Here is a 26,931-nt window from a genome sequence, read left to right as displayed (position 1 = left end):
ATTCCGACCGCAAACGCAAACGCCGATGCGCTGCTCGACCGCGCCGCCGGTGTGGAACCCGGAATGACAGTTCGGCAGGGCTTTCGGCTGTGGTCGGCTTCGCTGCTCGGCAAAGCGATGGGCATGTCCACGTCGATCGCGACGTTTCGCGACACGAACGACACGAAGGATCGGATTGTCGCAACGGTCGACGCGAGCGGCAACAGGTCATCGGTAACCCTGGACCCAAGCTAAATGTTCGGCGATCGGTATTTCGGCGCCCGATATTTCGGCAATCGGTATTTCGGGCCAGGCGGCAACGCGCTTCCCGTCATCATCGACGACGGACACGACGGAAAGCCGAGTTCCGAAGCTTGGGAAGAGCATCGCCAGAAGGCGGAACGGCTCCGCGAAACGCTCGCGAAGGCCAGGCGGAAGGCAAACGGCGAAGTCGAGCCGGAGACCCCGGAGCAAGAGCCGAAGTCGCCTTTTGATGAGCCGGTGCTGGCACCAAAAGACTATGCCGCCCTCGTCGCCGCTTTGGTCGCGAATTCGATGCCTCGGCCAGTCGCCGGGGCCGACGACGAAGACGAGATGTTGGCAATCCTGCTGTTGGCGGCATGAGGTAAACCATGCGAGCCGGTCTCTACTTCACGATAAAATAGACCGGGATGAGGTTCGCGAACGCCGCGAGCCCTGTCAGAAACAAGTTAGTTGCCATAGCCCACGCCCCGCGTTGGCCTGACCCATTGCACACGAAACCCTGCATGCACAAGGAAATGCTTAAATGACTTTTGCATGGTTCGATGTCGGGGGTGGGCGGAAAGTCTTCCGCAAGGTTGAGACTGCCAAGCCGAAGCGTTCGGCGCTACCGGCACCGATGATCAGTTCGGACACCATGTCCGAAGTTCAGTCGATGCACGACGGGAAATTCTACACGTCGAAATCGGCTCTGCGCGCCACCTATCGCGCCGCTGGGTTGGAGGAAGTCGGGAACGATCCGGCAAGGCTTCGCCCGCGCAAGCGTCCGAAGATCGATCGCCAGGCGATCAGAACCACCATCGAGAAGGCCACGGCTCGAGTTAACCGCGGCGAGCGTTCCACCCCTTAGCAATCCCTCAGACGGAGCAATCCACATGGATGACTTGAACGGAGGCGCCTCGGCGCCCGCCGATACCTCTGCCGTTGCCGCCGATGACCTGTCGACGACGCCGAATCCAATCAGCACCGATCCCAAGACGGTCGAGGCAAAGCCCGAGCCGGAGGCGAAGAAGCCGCCGACTGCGCCCGAAGCCCTGAAGGCAGCGGCCGACAAGGTCGCCGAAAAGGAGAAGGCCGCCGAGACCGATCCCAATAAGAAAACCGCGCCGGTCCAGAGCCAGCCCAAGCCGGGCGAGAAGCCCGCTGACAAGGCAGTGGCCGACAAGACGCTTCCCGATCCCAAGCCGGCCAAGGACGCGACACAGCAGCCCGCCAAGCCGGCAGAGACCGTAAAGGCAGAGCCGGGCAAGCCCGCTGCCCAAGGCCACCACGAAGCACCGGCACGCTTCAAGAGCGATGCCGCAGCGATGGCGGAATGGGAGAAGGCACCGGAGCCGGTCAAGGCTGCGGTTCACCGGTCGTTCCGCGAATTGGAAGCCGGCATCGAAAAGCATCGCGTGTCGGCCGAGGAGTTCGAAAAGGTCCGCGACTTCGACGAACTGGCAAAGCGCAACAATACTTCGCTGCGCGATGCAATGACCCGCTACACCAATCTGGAGCGGACCCTGATTTCCGATCCGATCAAAGGCATTCAGCAAGTTTGCGACTATGCGGGAATCTCGCTTCGCCAATTGGCCGCCCATGTCACTGGGCAAAAGCCCGATGAGGTCCAAGGGCAGAACGACGCCACGATCCGCGAGCTTCGCCAGCAGGTCGCCAGGCTTGAACAGAGCATTGGCGGCGTCACCACGTCGATGCAGAACCAGCACGTCGCAACCATTGAGGCCCAGGTCGACAAGTTCAAAGCCGATCATCCTCGGTTCGACGATCTGGCGGAAGACATCGCGTTCTTCCTCAAATCGGGCAAGACGACCGATCTGGCCGAGGCTTACGCCCTTGCGGAGCGGCTCAACCCGGACCCGGCAGGCTCGACCACCACAGTTTCAGCAGCGCCTCAGACGCGCACCGCTCCAGACCCCCAGGCTCAGACCCTGAAGGGCCAGAAATCCGTATCGGGCGCGCCCTCGGCTGGCTCAGACCCAGCGACGAAGCGAGCTTCAACCTCAATCAAGGATTCGCTCCGGCGGGCTGTAGCTCAGGCCGGATGATCCGAACATAGGAGGGCCACATGGCTCTTACTTCCGTAGAAAAGAACCAGGAGATTTTGTCCCTGGCGCTTGAGGATCGGTCCTCGAGCTATCAGGACTTGGTCTCCAATTCCAACGCCTTGCTGAACGTGCTCAAGCGCAAGGGCAAGTTCAAGGAGTATTCCGGTCCAAAAATCCGCGAACGGCTCCTCTATGCCAAGACCGGGTCGGCGGTCTGGTACAACGGCTTCGACTTCCTGAACCCGGTCCCGGCCGAACTGTTCAACGACGCCGAATACACCCCGAAAATGGTGGCCGTCGCCGTCACTCTCGCCAATGAGGACATCCTCAACAACGAGGGCGAAAACCAGCTCATGGATATTCTGGAGTCGCATATCGCGGCTGCGGAAGGCGAACTTGAAGACGAGTTCGACATCTCGCTGCACGGCAACGGCACCCGCTTCGGCGGCAAGGAACTGGGCGGCATGCAGCTGGCCGTTCCGACCGTGGTCAACTCCGGCACCTATGCCGGCATTGATCGCGGGCTTAACCCGATCTGGCGCACTTCGGTGTTCGATGCGAATTCTTCGTTCCCGGCAATCGGAACGCAGGTCACCGCGACCACCATCCGCCCGATGCTCAACTCGATCATGACGCAGCGGTCGCGCGGTACCAAGGCCGCCGACCTTCTGCTGATGTCGCCGGAGCATTACGCGGCCTATGACGCGGCCACCGTGGCAATCCAGCGCGTCAACGATACCTCCAGCCTGGGCAAGCTCGGCTTCACGTCGCTGAAGTATTTCGGCGCCGGTCGCTCGGCTGAAATCGTTCAGGAAGGCGGCATCGGTTCCAACATGCCGTCGAACACCACGTACGGCCTGGACACGGACAACCTGTGGGTCCGTTACCACCCGGAACGCAACTTCAATAAGATCGGCAAGACGCTCATGCCGATCAATCAGGACGCGAATGTCCAGTACATCGGCTTCATGGGCGAACTGACGATGACCAATCCGCTGTTCCAGTGGAAGCTCATCGACAGCAACCCGGCCGCGTAAGGAGGACAGAAAATGGCTTACGTTCCTCACACTCCGAACCTCGGCTTCCCGCCGATCGCTGCAACGCTTCCGGCCTCCAATGCGGCCGGTCGCTCGACGCCCGGCCCTTGGCTCGGCGACATCATCCGGGCACAGGATCCGGTCTATGGCGTCGGCGAGTTCATCTATCTGAAGGGCGTGGCAAGCACGCTCGTCGGAAGCTGGGCACTCATCAACCCTGACGACTGGTCGACGACGCTGCTTGCTTCTGGTGCGTCCCAGATCGGTGCCGTCTGTGTCGCCATGTCCGCGAATGTTGCCAACCAGTACGGTTGGTATCAGATCACGGGCAAGGCGCTCGGCCTGGCACTGGCGGCTTTTGCCGACAACGGCCTGGTCTACGCGACCGCTACTCCGGGTCAGGTCGATGACGCTGTCATTGCCGGCGCCCGGGTCAAGAACGCCCTCGGCGCTTCCACCATCGTCGGCGCTGGTCTCGCAGAATTCGAGATCAACCGTCCGTTCATGGACAACGCTGCGGCCGCGTAACCAGGCACAGCAGCACGATACTGAAACGGGGGCTTCGGCTCCCGTTTTTCTTTGCACCCTCTCAGACAGGAGTTTCCGCCGATGAGCGCGAACCAGAACACCGTCAACATCACATTCCGCAACCACGTAATCCCGGACGAAAATGCCAGCCGCAAGGCAGGCCGGCCGATCTTCCACGACATGGAAGTCTGCGACCTTTCGTTCCCGGCGAACCGGCAGACGAAGGCGACCTATCCGGCGCACGATGCCGAGCCGAACGCCACCCGCGAGAGCATTGCGGCAGGCGGCAGTGTCGTCACCTATGCGCAGCTCTACAACAAGCAGTATCTGGCCTTCAAAGATGGCAATGCGCAGCCGCTGTCGGGCACGCCGCTTTCCGAAGCGCCGTTCCTGAAGGAAGGCAAGCGCCGCGAACTGAAGGCCCTTGGCGTCCATACGGTCGAGCAACTGGCATCGCTCGATGGCACCCCGCTGAAGCAACTCGGCATGGGCGGCCGCGAACTGAAGAACCAGGCGCAGGCCTATCTCGACAATGCGGCCGGCAGCGCCGACATCACCAACCTTGCAGCCGAAGTCGTGGCACTTCGCCAGCAGTTGGCCGAGGAACGCCGGCTTCGCGAAGAGTTCATGGAGAACGGCAAGCCCGTGAAGGGTGCTGTCGCCCCTGCCGATGAACCCGAACAGAAGGACGACGAGCAGCCCAGCCAGGACGAAGAGGAGGAGCAGGACCACGGTATCCCGCCGACGGTGGAAGAAATCGAGGCGATGGATGACGAGGCCCTGAAGGTCTACATCGCCAAGGAAACCGGCAGTCGTCCGCGCGGCAATCCGAACCACGACACCTTGGTCGCAGCGGCCAAGGAACTGGCGATGGTGGACTGATCCATCATGGCGATCCTCGACGTCATTCAGGATGCTTGCACGGTCATTGGGTTGACCGTGCCGACATCCGTCTTTTCTCAGAGCGACCGCGAATTGGTCGAACTGAAATCGCTCGCCAACGAGATGGCGCAGAGGATCGCTTTCGACGGCCGGGACTGGACCAAGTTGAAGGTGCTCGGCACTCTGACCGGCGACGGCACAGCCCAAAGCTTCGATCTTCCCGGCGACTACAAGCGGATGCTGAAAAAGGCCGCGCTATGGCCGTCCGCAAGCCCTTACGCGCCGTTCACGCATTACCCCGACAGTGACCAGTGGCTTGGCATCACGGTGCAGAATTTCCAGAACCTTGTCGGCGCCTGGACGATGATCGGCGAGCAAGTGTTGATCAAGCCGGCGATACCCAGCCTGGCCACCGTGCAATTCTACTATCTCACGAACAAGATCATCAAGGACAAGGACGGGGACGCGAAGGTCTCTTTCACCGCCGACGATGACGTTTTCCGCCTTGATGAACGCGTGCTGAAGCTCGGCATGATCTGGCAGTGGAAGGCCAACAAGGGCCGCGCCTATGCCGAAGACATGGCGACCTATGAGGATGCGCTGGCGGTCTCTGCCGGCGCTGACAAGGGCTCCAACATCCTCGCTGTCGGTCGCCGCCGCTCGTCGATCGATGCCAATATTGCCTATCCTGGGGTGATCGTCCCATGAGGGCGGGTTTCCGGCGCGTGCCGGTCGCGGCTGGTGCACAGCAGCACCACAGCACGACGACGTTCCCGGCGCCGATCCGGGGCAAGATTTCGAATGAGAACCTTGCGGCAGCCAAGCCGCAGGGTGCCAAGGTGCTTGAAAACTGGTTCGTCACCAGCACCGGCATCCGGTTGCGTGGCGGCAGCAAGAAACAGGCGACGATCGGCACAATTCCGGTTGTCAGCATGCTGACCTATGACGCGTCGGCCGGGAAATTCATGTTTGCTTGCGACGGCTCGAAAATCTTCGATGTCACCGCGCCCGCAAGCCCGACCATTCCGCCTGCACCGGTCCAGACCGGCCTCACCAGCGGCTATTTTTCCTATGTCCAGTACGAGACGGCTGGTGGGGACTATCTCTCCGCCGTCAACGGCACCGACAGCATGCGGCAATTCGACGGCACGACATGGACCACGGTGGCCAATCTGGGCGCTGGTATCCTCACCAATAAGCTGTCGTTCGTCTGGACGTACCGAAATCGGGAATTCTTCGTCCAGAAGGGAACGATGGTCGCTTGGTATCTGCCCGTCGACACCATCGCCGGCACCGCGGCTGATTTCTCCCTTGCCGGCGTTTTCCAGAAAGGTGGCTCGCTTCTGTTCGGTGGCACCTGGTCGCTCGATGCCGGCGACGGTGTCGACGACAAATGCGTCTTCTTCTCGGATCGCGGCGAGGTCGCAGTGTACGAGGGATCAGACCCAGGCGACCCGAATAGCTGGTCGCTCGTCGGTCGCTATGACATGTCGCCGCCACGCGGGCCGCGCGCCACGATGCAGGCCGGTGGCGAACTGCTCATTGCCATGGACGACGGGATCATTCCGATATCGCAGGCGATCCAGAAGGACCGCGCTGCTCTGGCGCTGATCAGCGTATCGCGCAACATCGAACCGGATTGGCGGGCTGAAGCGGCTTCGCGCACGCAACTGCCGTGGGAATTTCTGAAATGGCCGTTGTTCAACATGGGCATTGTCTCGCTGCCGGCTGACAGCGGCCAGGACAAGAAATGCTTCGTGGTCAACCTCCAGACCGGCGCATGGTCCGACTATACCGGCTGGGATACGCGATGCCTGGCCCTGCACGACGGCCGCGCCTATTTCGGCACGTCGGACGGCAAGATCATGCAGTGCGAGGTCAGCGGCAATGATGACGGCATGCCGTACACCGCCACGGCCGTCGGCCTGTTCGACCACCTGAAGGCACCGGCCCGAGACAAGATCATCCACATGGCGCGGACGGTTTTCCTGGCCAGTCGCAAATTCCTCGCCAAGTTGTCCGTCTCGACGAACTATCAGGTGTCGTTGCCCTCGCCTCCGGCATCCGTCGCCGACGATGTCACCCTCGATGAGTGGGACACGGGCCTTTGGGATGTCGCGCTATGGGATGCCGGCACCACCAAGACCGTTTCGACAAAGTGGACTTCCGTCGGGCAATCCGGCTTTTCCATTGCCTGGCAGCTTCAGGTCACGTGCGGCGTGACGCCGACGCCCGACGCCGAACTGGTGGCGATCGACATGACCTATGAAGTCGGGGATGTCGTCGTTTGAAGCTGCTTTTCGGGCATGACGAGGCGGTGGCGCAATTCGTCGTCGACCTTACGCCAGGCTGTGAAGCCGGATTCGGGAAGTGCAAGGCGATCGGCGTTCTCGATGATGGTGACAAGCTGGTTGCCGGCATTGTGTTTCATGACTGGCAACCGGGACCGGGCCTGATCCAGATTTCGAGCGCGTCAACCACGGCGCGATGGCTGGCGGCGAACGTCCGCCACATCATGTTTTCCTATCCGTTCGACCAGATCGGTTGCCAGATGGTCGTTCTTCAGGTGTCGGCCAAGAACGAGCGCATGGTGCGGATCGCGAAGGCCTTCGGTTTCACTCCTTACCTCATCAAACGCATGCGCGGCCGGGACGAAGACGGGTTCGTTTTCACCCTGACCGAAGAAGACTGGCGAAACTCTAAATTCACGAGGAAGTACAATGGGCAAAGCCTCAGCGCCTGAGCCGCCAGATCCCAAGGAAACGTCTGCCGCCTCGACCGGCACGAACATTTCAACCGCGCTGGCGAATTCGTACCTCAATAACGCCAATCAGGTTACGCCTGACGGCACCATCACTTATACGAACGATGGCTTCACGACGATCAAGGACCCCTATACGGGGCAGAGTTATCAGATCCCGAACCGCACAGCGACAACAACGCTGTCGCCGGCTCAGCAGGCGATCAAGGACCAGACGGATAAGGCGCAGCTCAACCTGGGCACGCTTGCCAACAATCAAAGCGGCTTCCTGAACGACTATATGGCGAAGCCATTTGATGGCAGCAACGACGCGACGGAATCGCGCTTGGTCCAGCTTGGCCGCGAACGGCTCGATCCGATCATGGCGCAGCAGCGAGACGCACTTTCCACGAGACTTTCCAACCAGGGCATCAAGCCGGGCAGCGCTGCTTATGATCGCGCCATGACCCAGCAGGGCCAGACCGACAACGATGCGATCAATCAGTTGATCCTGACAGGGCATGGCCAAGCCTTCGCTGAAGGCCAGGCAATTCGAAACCAGCCGATCAACGAAATCACGGCGCTGCTCTCGGGCTCGCAGGTCAGTCAGCCCCAAGCGGCCGGTTATACGCCGAGCACGATCCCGACGACAGACAATGCCGGCCTCATCAATGCGAACTATCAGCAGAAGGTCGCAAACGTGAATGCGCAGAACGCGCAAACCGGGAGCCTAATCGGCGGCCTGTTTGGTCTCGGCTCAGCCTTCGCCGGGAACCCGGCGTTTCTTGCTTCGGATCGCCGCGTCAAAACGGACATTTCCAAGGTCGGCGAAACCGACGACGGGCAGAATATCTATTCCTATCGCTACAAGGCAGGCGGCCCGATGCAACTTGGCCTCATGGCCCAGGAGGTCGAGCGCAATACGCCGGATGCCGTTCGTGAGTTCGGCGGCGTCAAGCACGTCGATTACTCCAAAGCGCTGTCGCTGGGGGCCTGACGCATGGTCGGATTTATCTTTGACGCCAACAAGGGCGAAACGCCCGCCAGCCTCGCCAAGCAGAGGCTTGTTGCAGAGGCCCTTATCGCCTCGGCGACCGACAGCGTACCGAAGAACACTGGCGAGGGGCTGGCAGCTCTTGGCAGGGCGCTATCCGGCCGCTGGGCTCTACAGGACGTCATGAAGCGTGAGAATGCCGGGCAGGCGCGAGCGGCCGACAGTTTCGCCGGCTTGGTCAATGCCGGCACCTTCCCGGCTGCACCCTCGGCGACCGGGAGCGATGCTTCAGCGTCAGCCGGCGCCGCCGCCGACTATGGCGGGGATCAGCTCGCTTGGACCGATGCAAAGCCCTATCAGAAGGCGTTGCTCAACACGATTTCCGGACCCGAAAGCGGGGGTCGGTATGACGTCATCTATGGAGGCGGCAAGTTCGATGACTTCTCCCGCCATCCCAATCAGGCAGTGCACATCCAAACGGGGCCGAATGCCGGGCGCACGTCGTCAGCCGCGGGCAAATACCAGTTTCTTGGCTCGACCTGGGATGAGCAGGCGAAGGAACTCGGCCTGCCAGACTTCTCCCCGATCAATCAGGACAAGGCCGCATGGAACCTTGCCGCAGAAACCTACAAGGCCAAGACCGGACAGGACATCGATACCGTCCTGCAATCAGGTGATCCGAACGCCATCGCCAAAGTCGGCCAAGTGTTGAGCCCGATCTGGACCAGTCTTCCGGGCGGCATTGAGCAGGGGACGAACACCGATCGTTTCGTCGCCACCTATCAGCGAGCGCTTGGCGCGGGCGCCACGCCGGCCCAGGCCACACAGGTCGCCGCCACAGAGCAGGCACAGCAGCCCGTTCAGGTCGCATCGCTCGATCCCTCCGCCGGTGTCACGGCGGCCACGGCGCGCCCCATGCCGCCCGAGTATGCCAGCAATGGCACGACACAGGCGCAATGGGATGCGATGAACCGTCCCGGCGATGATCTGGCGCCCTCTGGAGCCGCACCAGCGCAGCCCGGCGAGGTAGGCGGCCCTGAAGCCGTAACGCCGGCAGGACAGCGCGTCCTCGGCACCATGATGAACAAAACGCCTCTGTCGGGTGCCGGTGGCGTCGTGCAGGCTCTTAGCGCGGCCAATCAGCCGGCCCCAGCCGCCGCCGCGGCCCCGTCGCCCGTCGTGCAAGCCCTTGCGAGCGCACAGCAGCCCCAACAGGCCGCGCCGGTCTCTCCGGCCGTCCAGAAGGTCGCTCAGGCCATGCAGCCCCAGCAGCAGGCTCAGGCACAGGCAGACGACTTACCGGTCATTGCTGGTGGCAGCGCCGACGCGATCCAGCCGGGACAGGCCGGCCCATCGGTTCAGCAGATCATGCAGGTTGCCGCTGATCCTTGGGCATCGCCCGAGCAAAAGGCTATGGCGAACATGATGCTTCAGCAGCGGATGCAGGAACAGGACCCGTTGCGGCAACTCCAGATCCAGGCCGCGCGCAAGTCATTGGCGGTGCCGCCTAAGCAGTGGCAGAAGCTCGATGATCATACCCTGTTCGACGCCGCCAGCGGCGAGACCAAGCAAATCGGTGCGGGTGGCGGCCCTACCCGTTTCGAAGGAACCGGCCTCGACGCGCAGGCATGGAACATCCTCCAGAGCGCTGATCCCTCATCGAGGGAATATGCAACGGCTTACGCCATCGTCTCGCAGCCCAAGACGCAACTGGTTCAGACCCAGGCGGGCATGATGCCTGTCGAGGTTCCGCCTGTCCTCCCGGCTTGGTTGTCACCTCCCGGTGGTGCTGCGCCCGGTGCACCGCCATCCGCAACGCCGGCTCCAGCAGCGCCGTTGCCGCCCCCCGCTGCACCCGCAGCGCCTGCCCCCCAGCCTGGCGGCGTTCGGTCGGGACAAGCCATCCCCGGCACCGCAAAGCCGCTCAACGAAGCCCAGCAGCGGGATGCGAAGCTCTATAGCGTTGTCGCGCCGGAACTGAAGATTGTTGAGGACAATTTCGGCGCACTTTCCAACCTTGGCGATCAAGCCCTTTCAGCTGTTCCCCATGGGTCGGACTACGGTGCCGACTATCTGAAATCGTCCGAGTATCAGCGTGCGTCGAACTCGCTGAAGACGATCATTGCGTCCTATCTCTACAGCGTGTCCGGTGCCACGGCGGCGCCGGCCGAAGTGGAAAATCAGGCCTCAATTTTGACCCCCAAGCCAGGCGAGGCGAAGGAATCCGTCAACGACAAACTGTCGCGCGTCCGTGCGATGGTCGACGCGATCAAGAGCAGCAGCGCCGGGGCAGCACCAACCGGTGCGGGCGGCGGTGCCGGCACGACGAGCAACGGCCTGAAATGGAGCATTGAACCCTGATGGCAACGCTCAACATCCAAGGCCAGAAGGTCACTGTCGACGACGCGTTTCTGTCCATGACGCCGGATCAGCAGAATGCGGCGGTCGATGAGATTTCTAAGTCTCTTCCAACGTCGGCCGCGGCGGCTCCATCCGGTGGGGCAGCTGAAGCCGACGTAAGGGCCAAGATAGGCATTGCGCGGGCGCAATCGCTTATGGCGGGCGGTAGTCCTCAACCTGGGAGCGGTCACAACGCGCCGACCTTCGTCCCGAACCCGGACATGGGTGCTACCGGAACGTTCCTCACGTCAACCGGCGAAGGCGTTCCGATTGTCGGCCCCTATGTCGACAAGGGTCTGACCGCCGCCGCTGCCGTGATCGGATCTGCATTGACAGGCGATCCCTATTCGCAGGTCAACGACGAAATGACCCGCATGAACGAGGTTAGCCGCGAGGCGCACCCGGTCGCTCGCACCCTCGGCAATGCAACCGGTGCCGCCGCCGGCACTTTGCCCGCCATGATGGCCGCTCCTGAGGCCTTTGGCGTCGGGGTTGCCTCTCTTCCTCTGCGATTTGGGGCAAGCGCACTGTCAGGGGCCGCCATCAATGGCGCGGACGCGGCGGTCCGCTCTGGTGGTGATGCATGGGAAGCGGAAAAGGGCGCGCTCATCGGCGGCGGGCTTGGGTTGGCTGCACCCGTGATCGGCCCTCTGGTCGGTAAAGGGGTCAAGGCTATCGCCGATGGCTGGAACCTTCGAGGCGCTGCGAAGTCCCTTGGCGTCGACAAGGTAACGGCCGCGCTACTCGCAAAGGCATTTGGGCGGGACGGCCTCGACGCTGGCGCGCACGCCGACTTGGCCAAGCTTGGCCCGAGCGGCATGGTTATGGACCTTGGCGAAAACCTCCGCTCCCAGGCGGCCGGCCTCGCTGCTCTGCCAGGCGAGGGGAAGGCCATCGTCAAGGGCGCGATCGACACCCGCGATGCCGGCGCGAATGCGCGCATTCGTGGCACGCTTGACCAAGAGCTTGGCCCAGCTCCGGTGCCATCTCAGATCACCACCGGCATCGAGACGAACCAGCGCGCGCTTTCTCCGGAATATCGGGACGCGCTTCAGAACGCTGGCCCCGTCGATACACTGCCGATCGCGCGCTATCTCGACCAAGACATTCAGAATTTGCGCGGGGAGCCGCAGCGCGTCCTTCAGCGCGTCCGTGCCATGCTCGACCATGCGCCGACGCCGCAAGAAATTGCCCAGGCTCGAGCCCTCGGCCAACCCCCTCCCGGCACGTCGCTGGTTTCAGATGCCGGCGAGTTGCTGAACACCCGTCATGCAATCGACGACATGCTGCAAACGACGCAAGGATCGAACGCCGTCAACGCGTTGACCACTGCTCGCCAAGCCGTCGACGACGAATTGCGCGCGTCCGTCCCCGGCATCAAGGAAGTCGATGCCAAATACTCGGAACTGGCTCGCCAACGCGAATCCGTCCAGCGCGGCCAGACGGTCCTTGCCAGCGGGCGAGAGGCGCCCCGGCCGACAGAGCTTGCCAACGAATTCCAGCAAAGCGCATTGCCCCAAGGCATGCAGATCGGCCCGTCGGCGGTGCCCGTTCGGTTGCGCGAAGGCGCGCGAGCGGAGATTGAGCGCATCGTCGGTACCAAGGCAAATGATCGCGTAGCGCTTCAGCAGATCATCAAGGGCGAAGGCGATTGGAACCGGGACCGGCTTACCACGCTGTTTGGTGCCGACCGCGCCAGTCGCATTTTCGATCTGCTCGACCGCGAACGCGCATTTGCAGAGACCACCAATCAGGTCAGCCGCAATTCCTACACCGCCGCGCGCCAGGCCGCCCAAAAGGAACTGACGGGCGCGGGCGGCGATGGCTTCGGCATTCCCCAGGCTTACATGGCAGGCGGCACAATGGGCGCCGTGAGGGCGGCCGGCTACAAGGGCGTTGGTGCCGTGGTCGACGCTCTAAGCGGTCTGAAAAGCGAGGCATCGCGGGCCGCGCTTGCCCGGACGCTCACCAGCAATGACAGCGCTGTGATTGACGCGTTGCTCAAGGCAAATGCCGGCTCGCGACTGCCTGCTTCACAGATCGATAATGTTGCGCGAGCCCTGTTGCTCAGTTCGGCGCCGCGCCGCTAGTCGTCTCTTGTCAGCCCATATCAGGATCATGAATACGATTGTCATCCCGATCGAGCCGAAGAACAGGCCCGAAACGAAGTCTCTGCTGAAACGATCGAGGACCCAGCCCAGACCCCTATGGATGGCAGCAAGGGCCGCAATGGTAAGAATTGCGGCGATGATTTGAAGGGCGGCTTTCGAGCTCATCAGAGCGACACCCTGATCGCGATGTAGATCAACAGCAAGACACCTGCGACTGCTAGTCGCCTGTCCGCCCTTCGAAGTTGCAGCAGGCTGATTGTGTTCAGCAGGGCGTGGGCGGCGTCCTGGCGGGCGTGAACGATGAGGCGGTCTCGGGTATCTTCGTCGAGGCTATAAACGGTAGGGACACCATCATCGAGGTATCCCAGCTCGCCATGCAGCCCACTGCACGCAACGATCCCGTTGGCCTGCTCGACTGAAGGTTTTCCGACAAGCTCTTTGTGAGCAGCAAGAGCCGCCTTGATGTCCGAGCCTACACTGGTCTGCTTATACATTCGATTTTCTGGCGGTTGCCGGCCCTTCGGGGGCTAACCCGAGCATCACCAAATATATGCCCACTTTCATGGAGAATGCCAATGCCCCGTGACGGCTCTGGAATTATGTCGTGGCCGGCCAACGGCAACGCGGTTCCCAACACGCCCATTGATTCCGGGAAGTACAATGCTTTCCGCGCGGACCTGCTGTCCGACCTGAATGCTGCACGGCCGGTTCCGGCTGGTGGCACGGGTGCGAACACGTCGGTTGGCGGCAACGACAATCTGAACGCACAGAGCGGCAATATCGCTTCGGCGACGGCGACCGATCTTGCGTCATCGACCGGAACGTCTGTCACGATCACCGGCACCGCCGTGATTACGAGCTTCACAGCACTGCCGGCCGGCGCTATCCGCCATCTGACCTTTGCAGCAGCCGCGACCCTCACGCACAACGCTACCAGTCTGATCCTGCCCGGTGCCGCAAACATCGTCACGGCGGCCGGCGATACTGCCTCGGCTCAATCACTGGGTGGTGGCAACTGGCGCATTCGCGGCTATCAGCGCGCTGCCCAGGTTCCGAATTCGTCCTCGTCGACAGAGACGCTTTCAAACAAGAGTCTGGTTGATGCCTCGACCAACATCGTTGACGAGGCCGACGCCACAAAGAAGGTGAAGTTTCAGGTCTCGGGCGTGACGACCGCCACCACACGCACGCTTACCGTGCCCGACGCCGACGGCACTGTGTTGTTGAGCACCAGGCAGCTCTTGGTGTCGGCCTTCCGGAATTTGAAGGTTCAGGTGATCAGCGACACGCAAGTTACAGTCACCGCCGACGCCATCACGGTCGAAGATGCCCTTGGGAATTCGCTTCGACGGCTGACGGTGAATGTCACAGCCGCCATTTCAGCCGCTGGCCTAAATGGCCTCGATACTGGAGCTGAAGCGGCGAACACCTGGTATCACGTTTGGGTCATTTCGGACGGCACCAATACGGCGGCACTGCTTTCTTTGAGTGCCACAGCCCCGACAATACCGGGCGCCTACACCTATAGGACGCGGGTCGGCGCGGTGCGCAACGACGCCGCGGCAAATCTCTGGCGGACGCTCCAGTATGGCCGAAGGGCTCAACTTGTGATCGGCACCAATCCGGTGACGGTGCCGGCCATTGCGAGCGGCAACAGCGGAAGTCCGACGACGCCGACATGGACGGCTGTCGCGATCGGAAGTTTCGTGCCGGCTACTGCCGTCGCCATTCGCGGAACTATGGTCAATGCGCAGAGCGACAACAACCGCGCCATCCTGGCACCGAACAACAGCTATGGAGCCTGGAACTCGGCCAACGGTGCGCCAGTCGGCAACGGCAACAATGGCATCACCGGCTCAACTCTCTACACGAACGAGCAGTTCAACTTGGTGCTGGAAAGCACCAACATTTACTACGCGTCCAGCCAAGGCAGCACCGTGGTGCTGCTGAACGGCTGGGAAGACAATATCTGACGGGAGGGCGGAATGTTCGCTTACAGCAACAACGGATACAGCTTTCGTGCGGTCGATGATGACTATCAAGCTGCTGGCGATGAGGTGCTTTTCGGCGACTATGCCACACCAGTGCAGTTGGCCGAGGCCTTCTCCGAATACGGGAGCGTCGTCGAGAGGGCCAAGGTCCCCAAGTCCACGGTGATGCAGCGTCTGATCGACATCAACAAGATGGATCAGGCCTACTTCATGTTGTCTTCGCAACCGAAGTTCTTCGCCCGCTGGTTTGCCCCGGACCATCCGTCTGTCTTTTGCGATGATCCGGATGCCGTCGCCTTCGTCACGGCCCTTGCCTTAGACCCTGCCGTCATCCTAGCCAGCGAGACCGCAGCCTAAGCCGCCGGTTCAAACCAATTTGTGGTGCTGCCGTCAGGGTGCGTTACCCTGATCCATTCGCCAATGTCAGGTTCTTCACCGTACGGGATCGTTACTGGTCCCCACGTTTCTCCTGCCACAACAGCATTTTCGGCCTGAACCTCGGCACGCTCAACCGCCTTGCCGTCGCGCATCAGCTCGACGGTAAAAGTCTGCATAGGTCGGCTCCTCCCGAGAGCATTCTATCCAATCTCCAAAAGGAAAAGTCATGGCAATTTCCCGTGAAAAGGAATCGCTTGCCCGCGTGCTTGCGCACGAAGGCGGCTATTCGAACAACAAAAAGGACCCAGGCGGCCCAACGATGAAAGGGGTTACCCAGCGGGTCTATGACGCCTATCGCCGGGGCAGAGGTCTGGCGGTCCGATCCGTCAAGAGCCTGACCACCGACGAACTCAACGACATTTATGATCGCCAGTACTGGGATGCCGTCAAAGGCGACCTGCTGCCCGACGGTGTCGACTATGTCGTCTTTGACGGCGGCGTGAACTCCGGCCCTGGCCGCTCGATCATGTGGCTTCAGCAGGCGCTGCGGCCTGTCTACAGCGGGCGTATCGACGGCGTCATGGGCATGGGCACCATCACCGCGCTGAAGGCAATCAACAACAACGACGCCCTGATTGACCGGATCTGCGATGCGCGGATGAACTTCCTTCGCCACCTCGGGACGTTCCCGACTTTTGGCAAGGGCTGGACGGCACGCGTTGCCGAGGTCCGGGCGATCGGTAAGGCCTGGGCGACGGGTGAGACACCGCAAGCGGCCAACTTCGTCGACGGCGGCCAGGCAAAGGCCATTGTCGAGGACGCCAATGCCGCACCGTCGACCGCTCCGGCCGACTTGGCAACAGGCGCGGGCACCGGCGGCCTCGGCCTGTCAGGTTACCTCTATGATCTGCAGAACCAGCTTTCGCCATTGTCCTATACGAGCGAGTGGATCGGCAAGGTGGTTGTGGTCGTGGCGCTCGCAAGCGCGGTGCTCGCGATCGGTGGGCTCGGCTATCGCTGGTACGCCAACCGCAAGGCAAGGCACCTTGCTGAAGCGCTCGGGGCAGTGCCGGCATGAGCGCGCCCATGAAGCCCTTGATCGCGTTCCTGCTGGGCGCTGCGGCCGGCGCGGTAGGGCTCGGCGCGGTGGAAGGCATCATCTTCTTTTGGTGGCTCGGCCAATGAGCTTGCTCATCACCTTCCTTGTCGACCGGCTTGGCGTCTCGCGCCTGGTCGGCGGCGTCATCGGCTGGGCCGTTATCGCCCTGGTCGCTTCGGGCGCGGCGCTCGGGGTCTACGAATTCGTCAAACACAAGGGCGCCGACGAGGTCCGCGCCAAGATCGAAAAGGACAATCAGGATGCGATCCGCAAAGGCATTGATGCCAGCCGGAATTTTGATGACTGCAATTCTGCTGGCGGGTTGTGGGACTTCCGGCGTGAGCGGTGTTCCAGCCCTCCGGGCGGCGATCGGTAGCAGCCTCGCCGGGGCCAAGGGCAAGACCGTCGAGGATCAGAACAAGATTGACCGCACGATGGCGCCGGGATGCGCCGTCAAGCTCTACACGGCGGCCGAGTGCGACCGTCACACCAAGGCCAGCGCTGCGCGCCGGGCCGAACTGAACTAGCGGGCGATCATGGCAACTTCGGCAAACAAGAGCCTGGAAATGATGATCGGCGGGCTCTTGGAGGCCACGCAGAACATGCAGCGCGACATCACTGAGATCCGACGCGATATCAAGGACAGCGATTCCCGTGCCGCCCTAAGCTATGAACAGTCCGAACAGCGCGCCGCCGCCAGCCGGTCAAAGATGTACGCCAAAACCGACGAGCTCGTTGACCGCGTCGCGGCAACTGAAACCGCTGTCAGTAAGCTCAATGACGACATGACGGGCGTGAAGGCAGTGACTGCCGAGGTGACGCGGTGGAAGCTGATGGGGCTCGGCGCCCTGGGCGTGACCGGCATGGCGGCAGCGGCCTTAGCCTCCTTGGTCACCGCATACTGGCACGACATCTGGCGCGTACTGCGGGGCGGGTGACAAAAACAGTTGTTCGCTTATCGCTTGAAGGGCGCGGCGGCCAGCGCTTAACGTACCGGCAACCAGCTTTGACGCGAGGAAGGGATCACTACCGGAACCGGTTCAGTTAAATTGCCCCTTTGGAAGGACGAACCGCTTCGGAAGCGGTCCAAACGTGATTTAGCTGGGTTTTAAATACCTGTGGAATCAGCCGAAGGACGACAAGAAAACCGCCAAATAGCGTTACCCCTTGCGACGCCTTATCCGAATTTCGGTCTGCGGGATGAGAAGTGGCTCGCCTAGCGGCAAATCCTTTTGTTGATCCTTTGAGCGGCCACCTTTGAGTGGCAGTTTGAAAGAAGGCGAAGACCTGATTTCCTCGGGAGTTGGCTTTTTGGGCGGGGCTTTGCGCTGCACGACGCGGGCCTCTTGCGTCGCTCGGACCGCGTTCAATTCTGTCAATATCCCCAGATTGGGGCCCTCTATCAAATCATGGACAGTCACGATCTGGATGCGGGGACGCTCGCCGCCTGGTAGCTCAATGCGACCGCCAAGAGCTGCTTCCGTGCGCATGTCGGCTGTCGGATCATTGAGGCAAATGAAGACGCCCATGTTCGCGCCCTCCCGATCAACAACGCTCTTCAGAACCCGGATCGGGTCAGGTCCAACATGCTTGCCGCCCTTCACCGATACGATTGCATGACCATACTTCCCCGGGCCGGCTATGAAAGCGATCTCCCCGTCGATTCCCTTGTCCCTTCCCCGGCCTCTTGACTGCCCACCAACTCGTCCCACGGCCCATTCTTGGAACACGTACGGTTTAAGCTCAGCCAGCCGTCTAGCGTCGTATTCGTCCTTCGGGATGCCTTCCACGGTGTAGACAGCTAGAGGCAACCACGTTTTGATACGGTCTTCGATTACCTGAATTGCCAGATAGGTTAGGTCGATTCCAATCCAAGAACGCCCAAGCCTCTCCGCCGCATGCACAGCTGTCCCACAGCCGCAGAATGGATCCAAAATGACGTCGCCAGGCTTGCTAGACGCCAAAACAATTCGTTCCAGCAAGGCAAGTGGTTTTTGGGTTGGGTAGCCTATGCGCTCTTCTGCCTGTGAATTGACCGGCGGAATGTCGCCCCAAAAGCTGCCGATTGGGCCTCCGCGATCATCTTCCGGCCGAAGCTTCCGACGTGGAGCGCCCGACTTGCTCCATGAGAGGTTTCCAGATTCGTCTATCTCTTTCAATTTCTCCAACTCGACGCGCCACCCGTATTCCGGCGGTGTGTATCCCTTGTATGAATAAACCAGATTTGGCCTCAGACCCATGCTGGCTGAGCGCAGGATTGGACCGTCTAAGTAGGGACCGTATTCATCGGAACGATCATACTTCTGGCGAAGTTCTTCAGGCGAAAGAGGTGCGCGAACGGCATCCTCGAAGAACGGAGAAGCGTCACTCTTGGCATAGTAGAGTATGGTATCGGTGCTAGGGCTGAACTTCCTGCTCGCATGCTGCGACCCTTTAGGATTCCTCGACCTCAACCAAATGATTTCGTTGCGGAAGTTCTGCGGGCCGAAAATCGCGTCCATGACGGTCTTTAGGTAATGGCTCGCCGTTGGGTCGCAATGAAGATATATGCTGCCGGTCGATTTTAGCACACGTCGTAGTTCAAGCAGCCGAACCGTCATCATGGCCAAATAAGCCATAAGATCGCTTTGAGCCAAGAGACCTTGAAGAGCCTGTAGGACCCTGAATATCGCAACATCAGATCGACGCACGGCCTCCATTGCCGCTTCCGCGCCGTCCTCCCAATGCCACGTATCCTCAAAAGCCCGTCTCTGCGCATCGGCGCCGACAGGAGAGCGGTAGAGGATATTGTAGCTTGCCTTGGAGTTGAACGGAGGGTCTAAGTAGACCAAGTCAACGCTTTTAGCCTCAAGCTTTGGCAACCAATCGAGGTTGTCTCCAAAATACAGCTTATTCATCGCCATAGCTCCATCCGCGCCGTTACAATGGAGGAATATGGTTAAGAAGATTTTGATTAGTAAATTAACCCTTCATTCACTTATGATGGTTTCCATAATACTAACCAAGGCGGTGGGACGCCATTCCCGTACAGCTTGGCAGCGCCTGGCAACCAACCCCGCCGCCGCAAGTTGACCCATGCTGGTTGATCCCAGCTACTACAGACCCTGCCCGCTGCCGAGAGGTGGCGGGCTTTTTGCGTTCTGGGGGGAACGATCCTGGCCGTTGAGCGGTTTTGACATGCCCGACCCTCAACGGGCACCTGAGCGCCGACAACGGCATTCAAGGCTCCGCCGACCCCCAGTCGGCGGGGTTTTGCGTTTAGAGGGAGTCTGCGGCATTCTACCCGGACTTTCGGGGAGGTGCGATCAATGCCAATTCGACGGAAAGCGACTGAAGCCGGTGTCTTGCAGCCATCGGAACTGGCACTGTTGGGCCGCGTATTCGAGCGGCTGAAGGTTGATGGCCAGTCGACGGATGCTCGTGACGCCATCGCATCCCGGATCATTGCAAACTTCATGGCCGGCGTGACCGATGAGGCCGAGCTGGTCTCGCTCTCCCGGCAACCGCTCGGCCGCTAGGAGCCAACTAAAGGAGGGGATGTTGGCCATGGACGTACAGCCTTGGCCGGTCCGTCACTGCTTCCTCAAGGCTTCGATCACTCTGAGGATGCGGTCGGCCGAGCACAATGCGCGTTCTGGCGCCGAGCGGCAGTTCGCTGTCGGGCTGCCGAGATAGTCTGGCTCGTTGTCGTAGGGAACCCAGCAAGGCCGTAGGCTTTTACCATCGAGCCGAAGCGCTTCTTGAAAAATTTGCACTCCGGAAGTCTGCGGTCGTTGTTGATCAAAGCGGTTGTCACGTAACCGAACTTTGCATGCAGTCGGCGAATGCCATCTAGAAGCTCGTCATCCGAGTAGTATTTACCTCGTTGGCCGGTTGGCGGACATATAAACCCAGCCGCCTTATAGGCGGCCTGTAGGCTCCCGAAGTGCGCCCAATATGCATGCGCCGAGGGTGTGTAGGGGCAATTGTTGATTATCGCCTGCGAGAGCTTCCTTTTCTCTCGTAAGAGGCACTTCAGATTTCTGATCATGTCGGGGTTTCGGAGGGTAAAGACCCGTCCCAAGCTGAATTCCCGCTGCACTCGGGCAAATGTTTTAGGTTCAATAATAGGCTCCATCACCCTGGTCCGGACCCAAAGATCAGGAGGGTTGTGGCGCACCGGATTTTTCATTTTGTGGTTGGTCCGGTTGAAGACGTAGTATCCTGTCATCAACTCGTTTCGCAACACGCCTTTGACCCGTCCCCAACGCCATAAGTCGCCATCCGTCGACGGTATCTTTTCGTCATTCAATGTCTTGGCGATGTTCGCAATGCTTTGTTTCTGCGCGAGAAACATGCGAAAAATTCGCCGTACTATTTTGAGCTCCTCGTCAGGTCCAGGCATAAAAACTACGCGGTCTGATTTGAGTCCCTTGCGGTCGCCCGGCCCGAGGAACAATCGCGGCGTTCCGTCATGGCTAACCAAAAAGCGTCTGATGCCATAAGGCACAGGGCCGCCCTGTTTAAATCCGAGGCAAGCTTGCTGAATTTGCGCTCTGTAGATTTTGCTCGAGAGTTCGCGGCTGTACTCGGCTGCCATCACCCGCTTAAGGGTCTTTACGACGCTGGCGACCATGCTGCCGTCATTCTCGAACGGCTCCCCACAGTAATGGACATTGACCCCGGCATCGCGGCAGATAAATTCATAGTGCGCGGCTTGGTCCGTATCCTGGAATCGTCCCCACCGGCTGACATCCAGGACGAGGATCACGGAAAAGCCGCCCTGACCAGTCACGACATCCGCGAGCAGTTGCTGTAGTCCGTCTCTCCCTTTCAGACTTAGGCCGCTCTTGCCTGCGTCGGCATACGTGCGGACAACGGCAAAGCCTCTCATCTCGGCATACTCCGAAATGGCCGCTCTTTGATTATCGAGTGAATACCGCTGATGGTCGGTTGACATGCGAAGGTATTGCGCTGCCGGGACGCGAAGAGCAGTCGAGAGTTCGGGCATCGCCGGCCCTCCTTAATACCATCCGACGGTATTAAGGGAGAGTAACACGGGGCGAATTTGCTGATTAAAGAAAACGTGCGATATTCATTGTCTCAAACCATTTAGTACACTGTAGTGCACACGATCAGGTCGCCGCCGTTCAGCTTGCCGGAGTTCGTCAAGGAACTGGCAGCCGCCATCAATGCCGGTCCGATCGACACCCTGGACGCCTTTCTCTAATTGGCATTCTATACGCCATCGCGTATATCACCATTTTATACGCATTCGCGTATTCGGAGGACCATCATGCTTGATGCGATAGCGCGCAATGAAAAGCAGATCGGCGCAATCCTGCGGCGCGCCCGTCGGAAAGCAGGGCTTACGCAAGAGGCGCTTGGAGATCGAGTGCACCTCCGCCAAGGTACAATATCGCACCTTGAGGCCGGAAAGCCTGCAGTGCAGCTGCGAACCTTGATGGTGACGCTTTCTTCCCTCGGTCTGGAAATTGTCGTTCGTCGGCGCAGCAGGGGAAGCCCTGCTGACTTCGAGGACCTGTTCTAATGCAGCAGTGGCTTGATATGCGCCATTGCGGGGCGAAAATGGTTGGCATCTAAATTGCTTTGACAAGTATCGGGGCGGGTGAGGGAGCCCGTCGCTTCGCAATGGGGCGGCGGGCTTTCAAGGGTCTAGTCCACCAAAACGAGCAGAGGCCTGTGCTTTGGCCGTTCGTGCCAAATGACTTGGCGTAAGTCACGCATGTCGACCTGCTGACCGCAAATCGGGCAGGTATAGAAGTTGTCGTCCTCGTCGGCCGGCTCGCCATTGTGCGGCTTGCCGGGGATTTGGGGTCCAAGGTCTGAAGTCATGTCGGTTTGTCCACCAGCGGCGTCTTCCTAGTCAGTGGCTTATAGGCATTCACCAGGCGCAGGGTGTCCAGGTTCACGGTTATAGGCACGCCAAAGTTCACTGTCGCCAGATCACCATCGATGTGGGTGACGCTGCCGATGAGCTCGATCGGCTGGCCCTTCTGCACTTTGGACGTCCGGTCGACGATCGAATGCGGGAAGCCGTAAGACGGGATCGAGACGCTTACGCGGTCTTCCGTGACGCGCCGCCGGACGGTCCCCACGATTGCCACCTCATCGCCTATGTTGATGCCGCCCTTAGCCATGCCGATCAAACTCGGAGCAGGCCAGTTTGTTTCGTAAGGAGATGCTAAAGTGTGATCGTCCCAACGCGTGCAAGGGCTTGTAGCTGGTGGCACCGCGTCGAGCGAAGCCCGCCGCTGAGGACACAATTACAGCGACGGGCCTTGCTCGCCTTCGCCTGGCCGGGATTGACAGCCAAGCTGGATCCCAACTTAGATTTCAGAAACAGGTTCCAGCCTTGCGACAAGATTTATAATCGCAGGTGGCCCGCCACCGGGTCTCGACATCAGTGGCGGGCCTTGCTCGGCTGTTTCAAGGAGATTTCCTTACCAAGCGCGTTACGAACTTCGATTTCAGAGACATGTTCCCCAGGGGCGGTGCAAAAGATCACGCACCTCGTAGCAATCAGGACCGTCTAAGGTTCCTTGGGCGGGTAGTCTCTATGCCTGGTAGGGGAACATTTTCGACTAACAAATGTTAATACGCCCATGGAAATGGCTACTTCGCCGGAACCAATACCCGATAGTATCCTGCTCGCAGCGGCGAGACTGCAAGCGGCGTTGGATGCGAGGAATACGCAGTCCAGGCGTAGCGAGGAGGACTTGCGCTACGACTCCGATGGGGAGGACCGGCGCCACGACTCCGATGAGGAGAGCTAGCCCAGGCCCCCGGCGGAGGGGTAACGCGCTCAGCCCGCAGGATCATTGCGCTTCAAGCCGACGAAGACCTAATGCCCTCGGCGAAGTCGGTGACATATCCAATGAAACACAGGTGAGCTTTGCAGGTCTCGGGCCGCATGGGTGAACAGCAGCACGATGAACAAAACAACCACTGCAGATGCAAACCCGGTGACAAGAGCCATACCAGCGAACGTCACCGGCGTCGGGAAGTTCCCCGCGCGGATAAAACGGCCGGCGCGCCAGATGGGGAGCTGTTGGGACTGTGCGGCGCCGGCCAAGCGGACAACCAGGTCCGTCGCATTTGAAGATATGGGCCGATTCGGCCGTTGTGCGTTATTGCGTGATCACGGAAGTACGGGCCTATGCGCTGCCGTCCGTCTCGCTTTCCTCATCGATCATCTGGACCGGCAGATAAGCGTTCGTTTCCAGCCACTCACGCAACACGATCTGAATGAGATCCGACCGGCCGATGTTCATCTCGGCAGCGATGGAGTTCAGTGCGTCCTCCGTGGCGGCTCCAGCGGGACGCCGGCGACGTTCCGGAGCATCAATGCGGCCCACCCAGGATGATCTGAAGATCCGCTCGCGGCATGTCCGCGATTCTATCAGCGGCGTTCTCAAGCTCTTTGGCGACGGAAAGGCGCGTCATTCCTGCCTGTCCCTTTGCGACGGCGCCTGCAATTGAACACCAGGCCTGCCGTGGTTCAAGAACTCGATGCCTCGGCCCTCTAAAGCGCGTTGGACAGCCTGAACGTTTTGCGAGCGCCCGGCGATTGGGCCGGCCCCGGCTGCTTCCATGCTGCGGATCGTGTTGACGTTCACACCAACCAACTCTGCAAGGTCCTTTTGCTCGATGCTCACAAGCGCCCGCGCTGCTTTCAACTGGTTCCCGGTGGTCAGCATTTTACCTCTCAAAATGTTGTTTCTGGTTACCATACCTAGAAACCCATTGACAATGCATTAACCCGGTTTTAGGTTACCGGACATAGTAAACACGTTTCAGTAACTAGAACCGTTGGGAGATACCGCACATGCCGAACACCTCTGTTCGGGCAGCCGCCGAAGGCATGCCCATTTTACAGCCCTTTGGATTTACCGGAGAGAAACCATGATGAACGTCTCGCCAGGATTTCCCCAGCTTCGCCGGCTGTTCGGATCGCCCCAGGGTCACGACTCGGTGAGCATTGAAGGGCGGGCAACACCCCCCACAATCGAAGCAGGGACATCAATCATGAACCAGCATGTCAATCGCCGCGCTATTCTCTCGTCATCAGCAATCGCTACGGCTGCAATAACTGTCGCCGGCCAAGAGGCGAGGGCAGGGGACGCATCGGCCCCTGGCGTGTCTCGTGAGTTGGAAGGCCTCATCGAGGCGAAGCACGCTGCCTACGCCCGGTTCATTGCCGCGATCGATGTGGCCACCGACCTGGAAGACGCGTATCTGCCAAAGACCGCCGAACTATACGTTCCCTTGTCCATTGGCGGCGGCCAGTCACGGAGCCTTCGTTACAGCGAACTGGAGAGCGTCGGGGCCGATCTGAGCGACGACATCAAGCGACGGTACGCCGAGCAGCAACAGAAGCTGGCGACGCTCGCCAAGGTGGCGCCGGATCTTGGCAAGCAGTCGACCGCCGCGCTTCGCAAGGCCGAGCAGGCCGATCTGCGGACGTTGAAAAGGCTGATCAAGGAAGAGCGCGCACGGCGTAGCGCTGTCGGCCTTGAACAGGCGATCAACGAACGCAACGAGGCTTCCGACGCCGAACGCTACGCGCTTAACGCCGTGTGCTCCTATCGCTGCACTAGCATGGAGGAACATCGGGTCAGGGCCGAGTTTTTGATGGAGTTCGCCACCGGAAAATACGGCGACCTCCAGACTGAGGACATTGACGCGCTACTATGGTCGTTCCTGCCGGTCGAAGCCTTGGACGCAGCGGTCGAAGCCGTGGAACGCAAGGCTGGCTGACCCAACTCTAGAAATAACGGCCCGCTGCCTCACGGTGGCGGGCCTTTCTATTGTTGGTGTTGAACGATGTAGCTATTGCTGATGGCGTTGCTCCCAACACCGCGCGTGACAACAACGGTGGTGTACCCGGCCGGCAGTGAACCGGTGACAGTCTCGTCGATAGGTTGGCATCGTCCGACGATTTCCCCGTTTGGCGCACCTACGAGCCTGTCTTTTAGAGATGCCCGACACGCGTCGAACGACGCATATGTGGTCGGTGCGGCCTCAATGGGCTTGCAGACGGCAGCCTGGCCTGGGCTGCAAGAGAGTAAAAGCAGTACTGTTGCGGTTGCCGGGTCCATTGTCGAAGCTCCACTGAGACCAGCCTCAACGCGGATCGACTGCCTTTGTTGCACAGCCAGCCCCGGCGGCGACCCGCTGCCGAGAGATGGCGGGCTTCTCCTTTGGCGGTGGAGCGTAGCGGGATTATCGGGCACAACCTCGGCTCGTCCCTTGCGCGAACTGTTGATCGATCTGCCAAATCCGGGATGGTCGATCCAAGCAAACACCATGAAGAGCAGCGGCGATATCGAGCCGAAAATCACGCACGAATTCTGGCAAAGGAACGTGAACCAGCTTCGAAAGGTACGAAGAAAAAATGGCGAGCTGATAACCCTCAGAAACGGGCTGAGTACCAGCGAAAATACCGGGCTAAAAATAAAGAGGCCCATGCTGCACGTAACAAGAAGTGGCGATTATCTCACGCCGCCCACGTCAAGGCCAGCCACCGTATCTACTACGTTGAACATCGAGACCAAGAAATCGCCAAGTCGAGAATTTACTACGCTGAACATCGAGACCTACAACTCGCCTATTCGAAAATTTATTATGCGGAAAATCGCGAGCGGATATTAGAGCAACAAGCTGGCTACCAACACCGTGTCAAGTCGATCAACACCATTCGCCACGACCCGGACACGGTGTATCGGGTGGTAAGTCGGGCAGTCAGCTCCGCCCTCCCACGCTTCATGCGGGATGATGTCATCGCCTCGATGCTCCTGGCCGTCCTCGAAGGCAAGCTACTGCTGGAGCTCGTCGGCGCTCGCGTGAAGGATTACGTCACCGGCTACAACCGTGAATACGACACGTTCAAAACGCTCTCGCTCGATGCGCCCATGGGAGGGACGGACCTAAGGCGAATCGATCTGCTGGAGGCACCAACCCCGTACGAACCCGAAAACGACGAGGACGAAGACATGGTTATGCTCAGGGGAGCGCAATCGCTCTGGCGATAACTCTCCATTGGATGAAAAAGTTAGGAACCAAGTTAGGAACCGAATAGGGCGAGATCGATTTGCCTTGCGTTATCAGTCGTTTACAGAAAATTGTGGCGGAGGAAGTGGGATTCGAACCCACGGTGAGCTTGCACCCACGCCGGTTTTCAAGACCGGTGCCTTAAACCGCTCGGCCATTCCTCCATCGTGATTTTTCAACCACTTGGGTAGCGCGGGCCAACTCGTTTGGCCTGTTGGCACCGGATTGGCACCGAAGGCGCTCCGGCTGGTTCACGCCTCATTCCTGTAAAGCGGCATTGAGGGCTGCGTCAACCACCGCTGTGTCGCTTCCTGCTGTCCTGGCAGGCTCTGAGCGCGTCGGAATCGAGCGCCGGGACTATGCGATCCCTGGTGCATGAAGAAGAAGCCCGCCGACTGGCGAAGTACAAGTTTGCGCGCGGGCGGGGCGG

29 protein-coding genes, 1 tRNA gene and 1 pseudogene are annotated in these 26,931 nt (G+C 60.2%); 23 read left to right on the top strand and 8 right to left on the bottom strand.

The window, feature by feature from the left end; translation table 11 throughout:
* The 13 genes from EN943_RS37665 to EN943_RS15670 form a co-directional block, all read left to right on the top strand.
* On the top strand, positions 1 to 234 hold a 234-nt coding region (locus tag EN943_RS37665), incomplete at its 5' end, for a hypothetical protein (protein ID WP_206522764.1).
* Positions 235 to 603: a hypothetical protein gene (locus EN943_RS15725; RefSeq protein WP_127413338.1), complete on the top strand. Its 369-nt coding sequence runs from the start codon at positions 235 to 237 to the stop codon at positions 601 to 603.
* A gap of 163 nt (positions 604 to 766) precedes the next feature.
* Positions 767 to 1,090 (top strand): hypothetical protein, encoded by a 324-nt coding sequence (locus EN943_RS15720; protein WP_127413337.1) that lies wholly within the window; start codon positions 767 to 769, stop codon positions 1,088 to 1,090.
* 25 nt (positions 1,091 to 1,115) lie between these two features.
* Positions 1,116 to 2,288, top strand: coding sequence for a hypothetical protein (locus EN943_RS15715; RefSeq protein ID WP_127413335.1), 1,173 nt, complete (start codon positions 1,116 to 1,118; stop codon positions 2,286 to 2,288).
* A 20-nt stretch (positions 2,289 to 2,308) separates the two neighbouring features.
* A complete protein-coding gene (locus tag EN943_RS15710) occupies positions 2,309 to 3,325 on the top strand; it encodes a phage major capsid protein (RefSeq protein ID WP_127413334.1) in 1,017 nt (338 codons plus the stop codon).
* Positions 3,326 to 3,337: 12 nt separating this feature from the next.
* Positions 3,338 to 3,853, top strand: coding sequence for a hypothetical protein (locus EN943_RS15705; RefSeq protein ID WP_127413332.1), 516 nt, complete (start codon positions 3,338 to 3,340; stop codon positions 3,851 to 3,853).
* Between the two features lie 81 nt (positions 3,854 to 3,934).
* Positions 3,935 to 4,735 (top strand): hypothetical protein, encoded by an 801-nt coding sequence (locus EN943_RS15700; RefSeq protein ID WP_127413330.1) that lies wholly within the window; start codon positions 3,935 to 3,937, stop codon positions 4,733 to 4,735.
* A 6-nt stretch (positions 4,736 to 4,741) separates the two neighbouring features.
* A complete protein-coding gene (locus EN943_RS15695) occupies positions 4,742 to 5,443 on the top strand; it encodes a hypothetical protein (protein ID WP_127413329.1) in 702 nt (233 codons plus the stop codon).
* Entirely contained in the window at positions 5,440 to 7,026 is a 1,587-nt protein-coding gene (locus tag EN943_RS15690; RefSeq protein WP_127413327.1) for a hypothetical protein, read from the top strand. Before EN943_RS15695 ends, EN943_RS15690 begins: the two co-directional genes overlap by 4 nt.
* Entirely contained in the window at positions 7,023 to 7,478 is a 456-nt protein-coding gene (locus EN943_RS15685) for a GNAT family protein (protein ID WP_245475861.1), read from the top strand. Before EN943_RS15690 ends, EN943_RS15685 begins: the two co-directional genes overlap by 4 nt.
* Positions 7,456 to 8,472, top strand: a complete 1,017-nt coding sequence (locus EN943_RS15680) for a tail fiber domain-containing protein (RefSeq protein WP_127413326.1) — start codon at positions 7,456 to 7,458, stop codon at positions 8,470 to 8,472. Before EN943_RS15685 ends, EN943_RS15680 begins: the two co-directional genes overlap by 23 nt.
* A gap of 3 nt (positions 8,473 to 8,475) precedes the next feature.
* Positions 8,476 to 10,830, top strand: a complete 2,355-nt coding sequence (locus EN943_RS15675) for a glycoside hydrolase family 104 protein (protein ID WP_127413324.1) — start codon at positions 8,476 to 8,478, stop codon at positions 10,828 to 10,830.
* Positions 10,830 to 12,959 (top strand): hypothetical protein, encoded by a 2,130-nt coding sequence (locus EN943_RS15670; RefSeq protein ID WP_127413322.1) that lies wholly within the window; start codon positions 10,830 to 10,832, stop codon positions 12,957 to 12,959. Before EN943_RS15675 ends, EN943_RS15670 begins: the two co-directional genes overlap by 1 nt.
* Positions 12,960 to 13,144: 185 nt before the next feature.
* Here EN943_RS15670 and EN943_RS15665 read toward each other — a convergent pair whose 3' ends face one another.
* Positions 13,145 to 13,474, bottom strand: coding sequence for a hypothetical protein (locus EN943_RS15665; protein ID WP_127413320.1), 330 nt, complete (start codon positions 13,472 to 13,474; stop codon positions 13,145 to 13,147).
* An 81-nt stretch (positions 13,475 to 13,555) separates the two neighbouring features.
* Between EN943_RS15665 and EN943_RS15660 the strand changes: the two genes are divergently transcribed.
* Positions 13,556 to 14,953, top strand: a complete 1,398-nt coding sequence (locus tag EN943_RS15660; RefSeq protein ID WP_127413318.1) for a hypothetical protein — start codon at positions 13,556 to 13,558, stop codon at positions 14,951 to 14,953.
* A 12-nt stretch (positions 14,954 to 14,965) separates the two neighbouring features.
* Complete coding sequence (locus EN943_RS15655; protein ID WP_127413316.1) at positions 14,966 to 15,328, top strand: hypothetical protein; 363 nt, start codon at positions 14,966 to 14,968, stop codon at positions 15,326 to 15,328.
* Here EN943_RS15655 and EN943_RS15650 read toward each other — a convergent pair.
* Positions 15,325 to 15,525, bottom strand: a complete 201-nt coding sequence (locus EN943_RS15650; protein ID WP_127413314.1) for a hypothetical protein — start codon at positions 15,523 to 15,525, stop codon at positions 15,325 to 15,327. The genes EN943_RS15655 and EN943_RS15650 overlap by 4 nt on opposite strands.
* Positions 15,526 to 15,575: 50 nt before the next feature.
* On the opposite strand from EN943_RS15650, the gene EN943_RS15645 reads away from it, so the two are divergent.
* From EN943_RS15645 to EN943_RS15630, 4 genes are all read left to right on the top strand, one after another.
* Positions 15,576 to 16,427 (top strand): glycoside hydrolase family 108 protein, encoded by an 852-nt coding sequence (locus EN943_RS15645; RefSeq protein ID WP_127413312.1) that lies wholly within the window; start codon positions 15,576 to 15,578, stop codon positions 16,425 to 16,427.
* 103 nt (positions 16,428 to 16,530) lie between these two features.
* The gene (locus EN943_RS15640; protein ID WP_127413310.1) at positions 16,531 to 16,824 is read left to right on the top strand and encodes a hypothetical protein; all 294 of its coding nucleotides are present in this window, start codon (positions 16,531 to 16,533) and stop codon (positions 16,822 to 16,824) included.
* Positions 16,787 to 16,975, top strand: a complete 189-nt coding sequence (locus EN943_RS15635; RefSeq protein WP_245475860.1) for a hypothetical protein — start codon at positions 16,787 to 16,789, stop codon at positions 16,973 to 16,975. The genes EN943_RS15640 and EN943_RS15635 overlap by 38 nt, the downstream gene beginning before the upstream one ends.
* 9 nt (positions 16,976 to 16,984) lie before the next feature.
* The gene (locus tag EN943_RS15630; RefSeq protein WP_127382955.1) at positions 16,985 to 17,386 is read left to right on the top strand and encodes a DUF1515 family protein; all 402 of its coding nucleotides are present in this window, start codon (positions 16,985 to 16,987) and stop codon (positions 17,384 to 17,386) included.
* 222 nt (positions 17,387 to 17,608) lie between these two features.
* On the opposite strand, the gene EN943_RS38815 is transcribed toward EN943_RS15630, so the two are convergent.
* Entirely contained in the window at positions 17,609 to 19,345 is a 1,737-nt protein-coding gene (locus tag EN943_RS38815; protein ID WP_127413307.1) for a DNA methyltransferase, read from the bottom strand.
* Positions 19,346 to 19,756: 411 nt separating this feature from the next.
* Between EN943_RS38815 and EN943_RS15620 the strand changes: the two genes are divergently transcribed.
* Positions 19,757 to 19,966, top strand: a complete 210-nt coding sequence (locus EN943_RS15620) for a hypothetical protein (protein WP_127413305.1) — start codon at positions 19,757 to 19,759, stop codon at positions 19,964 to 19,966.
* Between the two features lie 77 nt (positions 19,967 to 20,043).
* Here EN943_RS15620 and EN943_RS15615 read toward each other — a convergent pair whose 3' ends face one another.
* Positions 20,044 to 21,438, bottom strand: coding sequence for a recombinase family protein (locus EN943_RS15615; RefSeq protein ID WP_127413303.1), 1,395 nt, complete (start codon positions 21,436 to 21,438; stop codon positions 20,044 to 20,046).
* Positions 21,439 to 21,723: 285 nt separating this feature from the next.
* Here EN943_RS15615 and EN943_RS15610 point away from each other — a divergent pair, with 285 nt between their 5' ends.
* The gene (locus EN943_RS15610; RefSeq protein ID WP_127413301.1) at positions 21,724 to 21,978 is read left to right on the top strand and encodes a helix-turn-helix domain-containing protein; all 255 of its coding nucleotides are present in this window, start codon (positions 21,724 to 21,726) and stop codon (positions 21,976 to 21,978) included.
* A 301-nt stretch (positions 21,979 to 22,279) separates the two neighbouring features.
* Here the strand turns inward: EN943_RS15610 and EN943_RS15600 are convergent, their stop codons facing one another.
* The 3 genes and pseudogenes from EN943_RS15600 to EN943_RS15590 form a co-directional block, all read right to left on the bottom strand.
* Positions 22,280 to 22,588 (bottom strand): hypothetical protein, encoded by a 309-nt coding sequence (locus EN943_RS15600; protein WP_127413298.1) that lies wholly within the window; start codon positions 22,586 to 22,588, stop codon positions 22,280 to 22,282.
* A 1,017-nt stretch (positions 22,589 to 23,605) separates the two neighbouring features.
* Positions 23,606 to 23,894: pseudogene (locus EN943_RS15595) on the bottom strand (hypothetical protein).
* Positions 23,891 to 24,148 carry a hypothetical protein gene (locus EN943_RS15590; RefSeq protein ID WP_127413296.1) on the bottom strand — a complete coding sequence of 86 codons (258 nt, stop codon included), beginning with the start codon at positions 24,146 to 24,148 and terminating at the stop codon, positions 23,891 to 23,893. The pseudogene EN943_RS15595 and the gene EN943_RS15590 overlap by 4 nt, the downstream one beginning before the upstream one ends.
* A gap of 205 nt (positions 24,149 to 24,353) precedes the next feature.
* On the opposite strand from EN943_RS15590, the gene EN943_RS15585 reads away from it, so the two are divergent.
* Together EN943_RS15585 and EN943_RS15575 are read left to right on the top strand one after the other, a co-directional pair.
* Positions 24,354 to 25,208: a hypothetical protein gene (locus tag EN943_RS15585; RefSeq protein ID WP_164778210.1), complete on the top strand. Its 855-nt coding sequence runs from the start codon at positions 24,354 to 24,356 to the stop codon at positions 25,206 to 25,208.
* A 527-nt stretch (positions 25,209 to 25,735) separates the two neighbouring features.
* Positions 25,736 to 26,482 carry a hypothetical protein gene (locus EN943_RS15575; protein WP_127413293.1) on the top strand — a complete coding sequence of 249 codons (747 nt, stop codon included), beginning with the start codon at positions 25,736 to 25,738 and terminating at the stop codon, positions 26,480 to 26,482.
* Positions 26,483 to 26,575: 93 nt separating this feature from the next.
* On the opposite strand, the gene EN943_RS15570 is transcribed toward EN943_RS15575, so the two are convergent.
* Positions 26,576 to 26,665, bottom strand: a tRNA-Ser gene (locus tag EN943_RS15570).
* Between the last annotated feature and the right edge of the window lie 266 nt (positions 26,666 to 26,931).

This window comes from Mesorhizobium sp. M7A.F.Ca.US.006.01.1.1, assembly GCF_003997935.1.
Taxonomy (GTDB): domain Bacteria; phylum Pseudomonadota; class Alphaproteobacteria; order Rhizobiales; family Rhizobiaceae; genus Mesorhizobium.
Note: the sequence above shows the minus strand (reverse complement) of the source record. Positions and strands in the feature narration are given on the sequence as shown.

Excerpts from the sequence above, each read along its gene's own strand:
- EN943_RS15725 (WP_127413338.1), top strand. The coding sequence starts at position 235 with ATGTTCGGCGATCGGTATTTCGGCGCCCGATATTTCGGCAATCGGTAT.
- EN943_RS15720 (WP_127413337.1), top strand. The coding sequence starts at position 767 with ATGACTTTTGCATGGTTCGATGTCGGGGGTGGGCGGAAAGTCTTCCGC.
- EN943_RS15715 (WP_127413335.1), top strand. The coding sequence starts at position 1,116 with ATGGATGACTTGAACGGAGGCGCCTCGGCGCCCGCCGATACCTCTGCC.
- EN943_RS15710 (WP_127413334.1), top strand. The coding sequence starts at position 2,309 with ATGGCTCTTACTTCCGTAGAAAAGAACCAGGAGATTTTGTCCCTGGCG.
- EN943_RS15705 (WP_127413332.1), top strand. The coding sequence starts at position 3,338 with ATGGCTTACGTTCCTCACACTCCGAACCTCGGCTTCCCGCCGATCGCT.
- EN943_RS15700 (WP_127413330.1), top strand. The coding sequence starts at position 3,935 with ATGAGCGCGAACCAGAACACCGTCAACATCACATTCCGCAACCACGTA.
- EN943_RS15695 (WP_127413329.1), top strand. The coding sequence starts at position 4,742 with ATGGCGATCCTCGACGTCATTCAGGATGCTTGCACGGTCATTGGGTTG.
- EN943_RS15690 (WP_127413327.1), top strand. The coding sequence starts at position 5,440 with ATGAGGGCGGGTTTCCGGCGCGTGCCGGTCGCGGCTGGTGCACAGCAG.
- EN943_RS15680 (WP_127413326.1), top strand. The coding sequence starts at position 7,456 with ATGGGCAAAGCCTCAGCGCCTGAGCCGCCAGATCCCAAGGAAACGTCT.
- EN943_RS15675 (WP_127413324.1), top strand. The coding sequence starts at position 8,476 with ATGGTCGGATTTATCTTTGACGCCAACAAGGGCGAAACGCCCGCCAGC.
- EN943_RS15670 (WP_127413322.1), top strand. The coding sequence starts at position 10,830 with ATGGCAACGCTCAACATCCAAGGCCAGAAGGTCACTGTCGACGACGCG.
- EN943_RS15665 (WP_127413320.1), bottom strand. The coding sequence starts at position 13,474 with ATGTATAAGCAGACCAGTGTAGGCTCGGACATCAAGGCGGCTCTTGCT.
- EN943_RS15660 (WP_127413318.1), top strand. The coding sequence starts at position 13,556 with ATGCCCCGTGACGGCTCTGGAATTATGTCGTGGCCGGCCAACGGCAAC.
- EN943_RS15655 (WP_127413316.1), top strand. The coding sequence starts at position 14,966 with ATGTTCGCTTACAGCAACAACGGATACAGCTTTCGTGCGGTCGATGAT.
- EN943_RS15650 (WP_127413314.1), bottom strand. The coding sequence starts at position 15,525 with ATGCAGACTTTTACCGTCGAGCTGATGCGCGACGGCAAGGCGGTTGAG.
- EN943_RS15645 (WP_127413312.1), top strand. The coding sequence starts at position 15,576 with ATGGCAATTTCCCGTGAAAAGGAATCGCTTGCCCGCGTGCTTGCGCAC.
- EN943_RS15640 (WP_127413310.1), top strand. The coding sequence starts at position 16,531 with ATGAGCTTGCTCATCACCTTCCTTGTCGACCGGCTTGGCGTCTCGCGC.
- EN943_RS15630 (WP_127382955.1), top strand. The coding sequence starts at position 16,985 with ATGGCAACTTCGGCAAACAAGAGCCTGGAAATGATGATCGGCGGGCTC.
- EN943_RS38815 (WP_127413307.1), bottom strand. The coding sequence starts at position 19,345 with ATGAATAAGCTGTATTTTGGAGACAACCTCGATTGGTTGCCAAAGCTT.
- EN943_RS15620 (WP_127413305.1), top strand. The coding sequence starts at position 19,757 with ATGCCAATTCGACGGAAAGCGACTGAAGCCGGTGTCTTGCAGCCATCG.
- EN943_RS15615 (WP_127413303.1), bottom strand. The coding sequence starts at position 21,438 with ATGCCCGAACTCTCGACTGCTCTTCGCGTCCCGGCAGCGCAATACCTT.
- EN943_RS15610 (WP_127413301.1), top strand. The coding sequence starts at position 21,724 with ATGCTTGATGCGATAGCGCGCAATGAAAAGCAGATCGGCGCAATCCTG.
- EN943_RS15600 (WP_127413298.1), bottom strand. The coding sequence starts at position 22,588 with ATGGCTAAGGGCGGCATCAACATAGGCGATGAGGTGGCAATCGTGGGG.
- EN943_RS15590 (WP_127413296.1), bottom strand. The coding sequence starts at position 24,148 with ATGCTGACCACCGGGAACCAGTTGAAAGCAGCGCGGGCGCTTGTGAGC.
- EN943_RS15585 (WP_164778210.1), top strand. The coding sequence starts at position 24,354 with ATGATGAACGTCTCGCCAGGATTTCCCCAGCTTCGCCGGCTGTTCGGA.
- EN943_RS15575 (WP_127413293.1), top strand. The coding sequence starts at position 25,736 with ATGGTCGATCCAAGCAAACACCATGAAGAGCAGCGGCGATATCGAGCC.